This window comes from Deltaproteobacteria bacterium (assembly GCA_009929795.1).
Taxonomy (GTDB): Bacteria; Desulfobacterota; Desulfovibrionia; order Desulfovibrionales; family Desulfomicrobiaceae; genus RZZR01.
Genome location: RZZR01000189.1, coordinates 1 through 3954 on the forward strand (window position 1 = coordinate 1; position 3954 = coordinate 3954).

The 3954-nt window shown below is 56.1% G+C and carries 4 protein-coding genes; 1 reads left to right on the plus strand and 3 read right to left on the minus strand.

Annotated elements, in window-relative coordinates:
- Positions 1–654: catalase-peroxidase (locus EOM25_12820; protein NCC26057.1), on the plus strand; the 654-nt coding region annotated here is incomplete at its 5' end.
- A 98-nt stretch (positions 655–752) separates the two neighbouring features.
- On the opposite strand, the gene EOM25_12825 is transcribed toward EOM25_12820, so the two are convergent.
- The 3 genes from EOM25_12825 to EOM25_12835 form a co-directional block, all read right to left on the minus strand.
- Complete coding sequence (locus EOM25_12825) at positions 753–959, minus strand: DUF2905 domain-containing protein (GenBank protein ID NCC26058.1); 207 nt, start codon at positions 957–959, stop codon at positions 753–755.
- Positions 960–1026: 67 nt separating this feature from the next.
- Positions 1027–3024, minus strand: coding sequence for a TIGR03768 family metallophosphoesterase (locus EOM25_12830; GenBank protein NCC26059.1), 1998 nt, complete (start codon positions 3022–3024; stop codon positions 1027–1029).
- Between the two features lie 114 nt (positions 3025–3138).
- On the minus strand, positions 3139–3954 hold an 816-nt coding region (locus EOM25_12835), incomplete at its 5' end, for a class A beta-lactamase-related serine hydrolase (protein ID NCC26060.1).

Genomic DNA, 3954 nt, shown 5'->3' on the forward strand with positions numbered 1-3954 from the left:
CAGACGGAGTTCAACGCGGCTCAGACCGGCGGCAAAAAAGTCTCTCTGGCCGACCTGATCGTTCTAGGCGGCTGCGCCGCCGTCGAACAGGCAGCCAGAAAGGCCGGTCACGATGTGACCGTTCCCTTTGCGCCGGGACGTACGGACGCCTCGGCGGAGCAGACCGACGCAGACTCCTTTGCCGTCTTGGAGCCCAAGGCGGACGGGTTCCGGAACTATCAGAAGGCCAAATTCAACGTGTCGGCCGAGGAACTGCTGGTGGATCGGGCCCAGCTCCTGACCCTGACCGCGCCCGAGATGGCCGTTCTGGTCGGCGGTCTGCGGGTCTTGAACGCCAATTACGGGCAGTCCCGGCACGGGGTCTTTACCAAAAGGCCCGAGACCCTGACCAACGACTTCTTCGTCAATCTGCTGGACATGGGCACAGTATGGAAGCCGACTTCGGCCGACCCGGACGTGTTCGAGGGGCGGGACCGGGCCACGGGCGAGAGCAAATGGACCGGGACTCGGGTCGACCTCGTCTTCGGGTCCAATTCCCAACTCAGGGCCTTGGCCGAAGTCTATGCCTGTGCCGACTCCCTGGAAAAATTCCTGAAGGACTTTGTCGCGGCCTGGAACAAGGTCATGAACCTCGACCGTTTCGACCTCGCCTGATCATATCCGAAAAGGCACACCCTTCAAAACATACTCGGTCCGGCGGGACTCACCTCCCGCCGGACCGAATAAATCGAACGCTCCCCCTGAGGTGCCGGTTATCGCCGGAACAAATTCATAAGCACCGTCAATACGGTGCTGACGATGATCATGGATGTGATCGGAACAAACACCCGGCCACGCTCGGATTCGATGCGGATATCCCCGGGCAATCGGCCGAACCAGTTCAGGAGCCAAGGGGCGTAATGCCAAGCAAGGCCGACCGCTACCAAAAGGCACCCGACGACGATCAGAATCCGGGCCATGTCCGGCTCAACGCTCCAATAATTCGGGGATCGTTTTGACTATATCGAACATCTTCCCCATCGGCCGTTAACATTGTTCGGTCGCCGAGAATTGGGCTTTCAGCGCATTGATCATTGTCGGGCTGAGCTGCTTGAACAGTTCCGCATTGTACGATGCGCAGTACGGCACTCCAGGCACCGATCCGTAAAAGATAGACGAATCCTGAGTGTTGTCCTGGGGTCGAGATGGGTCCATGGTCTCGACCGGAATGGCGTCATACGCCTTCTCGAGGTTGGGATTGTTCAGATTCAGGTTGCTTTGGATTATTTGCTGGGTGGCAATTGAATAATAACGCGATGTCGCGGCCGGTGTTCCTTCTCGAACCGCCGGATCAACGTTGATGGTAACGATTGAAACCGTGTAGTCGCTGTTCAAGTAGATCTCAAAGGTGCGGAGCTGCTGAGGGTAATCCCGCAACGATGATGTTTCGACCTGCCAGAAGCCTTTTTCAGGGGCGTTGGCGCGGTCAGGCGAGACAAAAGCCTTGACGGTATTGAGATGACGATGCCCGGCGACCCACATGAGAAGATTCGGCGTGTCCTGAAGCATCGCAACCAGCTCCGTCAAGGTCACGGCATTCTGTTCCGTAGCATTTGGATCATTATGAGACTCCCACCACTCCGTCTCGGAGCCGATAGCTGCGACACCGATCGGTACGTGTGCCGCGATGATCATCAACTGATTGGCAGCCTGACCGTCCTTGAGCTCCCTTTGAAGCCAGGCCCACCGGTTCGCGTCGAGAAAGCCATGCCCATGAATGTCGCGAGAACCGTCGGTTTCCGATTGGGTATCGTCGAGGACGATGATCTTGAGCGGCACATTTGCCTTGGGCAGAAAACTGTAACAGGCGAACCCGCTCGGCTGGGACGGATCGACCAGACCAAATCCGTGACCGACGGGTTCGGTTGAGGTATTGAAAAATTCCTCGATCCATTCCGTTCGGAGGAGCGAGCGACGATTGGAATCGGCGGCCACCTTTGGCGGAGCGCTGAACTTCTCGACCGCCCCGGCATGGATGATTGTGCCGGTAGGCGTCGAGCCATCGAGGACCCCCTGGTAATACTTTGGTTCCGTCTTCATATTTTTCATGTCGAACAAAGCCGGGAAGGTCTTGGGATCAATAGTCGGGACGAGGAAATCCGCTACCGGCCAGACGGTATCACCGAGGTATGCATTCCGGAGACCAAGGGCCGGGTCGGCATCAACCGGGAACGAACCGAGGAAGAAGTGATCGTGGTTCCCCATGGCCTGATACCAGGGGATCGATTTGTCGAGTCCTGCGGCCTTGAACGGCCGCTGGTAGTCAATGGTATCGGCTCCGAGCTGGTCGCCGGAACTTGGGGTAATGACCTTCCCGTCAATGACGTCCATGTACCACCTGAGTTCGTTGTACGAAGTAGAATTGCAGGTGTCGCCGAGGGAGATGCCGAAATCGAAGGCATTTTTCTTGTGCAGGGCGTTTATCGTCTGCATGGCGGCGTCAAGGACATGGGTTGTGCACAGCATAACCGGCGAGTAAATGGACGTGTTTGGACCGGAGTATACGGGATCCTCCTGTTGAAGATATATCAACTGGTTTGGCGCTTCCTTGTCGGTAATATGGATATCGGTTATGGCAAAGAAATTCGCAAATTTTTGAATCCTGGCACGAGTCGCCGCGTTATCTGGATATGGATCCGGCATGAGATCATAGCGCATCACTATCGGAAGTCCATCGGCGCTGAACTGCCAATCACCGTACCCATATTTTTTGTATTCCTGAATGAGCGGAAGCTCACTCAGATACAGTCCCGTTCCAGAGTTTGGCCCGGAAGGTTGCTTTGGAACGGGAAACGACAGCACCCGTGTGGTCGTGGTGACCACAGTGGAATCAATCGGGTATTCGGCTATAGAACTCCTGCTGCTTTCACATCCTGTATTCAACGCTCCAAAATAGATACACGCAGCCGTCCCAACGGAATATTTCACAAACTCTCGCCGGGTCAGGCCACAGACGAACTGGAGATCGTTGCCGGCACGGACCATTTTCAAATCGTCGCCAGCCAAAATTTTATTTCCCATTTTTGATTTGTCGTCAGTCACAAGATTCTCCTCATAATCGATCATTTTTCAATTCAGCATATTTTCGCAATCATCGGCTCAACGCTCCAATTCGTCGAGAATCGTGTTGACCGTGTCGACCATCATCACCAACTGGGCCTTGATCGAATCAAGGCTTTGACCGCAGGTCCGGCAGTCCCAGACATTGGATACCATGACATAGCAGGTGTCTATCTCCGGCTTGTATCCCATGAGGGTCAGATACCCTTCGTGGGCCCCGCTGTGGCCGTAGCCCTCCTTTTCCGTGAAACGAATGCCCAATCCATAGGTGGACGTCGAGCCGTTCGAGGTCGGCAAACCGTCCATCATCGTTTCCACCGTGTCAATGCGCAGACCAGCCTGACCGGAGAAAAACCGCCGGCACCACGAGGATAGGTCTCCGGGCGTGGTGATCATGTTCCCGTTGCCCACGAAGGCCGACATATTCGAGAGGGTCACGTCGGCCAGGGTGGAGTTGTGCCACAGAAAACCGGGAACGAACGGAGTGGGCAGGGTGTCGTTCGCCCCCTGCCAGGGCAAGGAGGTCTCGTTCAAATTGTTGGGAACGAGCAGCTCGTCGCGCACGAAGTCGCCATAGGTCTTTCCTGAAACCCGCTCCACGATCACGGCCAGCAGGCAGTAGCCGGTGTCCGAATACTGGTACTTGAGGCCCGGCGGGCTGAACTGGGCCTGCCGCCCTTTGGCGATGACCCCGAACATCTCGTCAAAGGTGAACTGATGGTCCGGGTCCTGGGCCATGACGTACTCCAGATAGTTCAGCTTCACGTAGGGCTCGTCCTTGGTGGCCTCGTTCTCCTCGATATTCTGGTTGGAAAGATCGAATATCCCGGCCCGGTGCATGAGCACCATGCGGAT

Excerpts from the sequence above, each read along its gene's own strand:
- EOM25_12825 (NCC26058.1), bottom strand. The coding sequence starts at position 959 with ATGGCCCGGATTCTGATCGTCGTCGGGTGCCTTTTGGTAGCGGTCGGC.
- EOM25_12830 (NCC26059.1), bottom strand. The coding sequence starts at position 3,024 with ATGGTCCGTGCCGGCAACGATCTCCAGTTCGTCTGTGGCCTGACCCGG.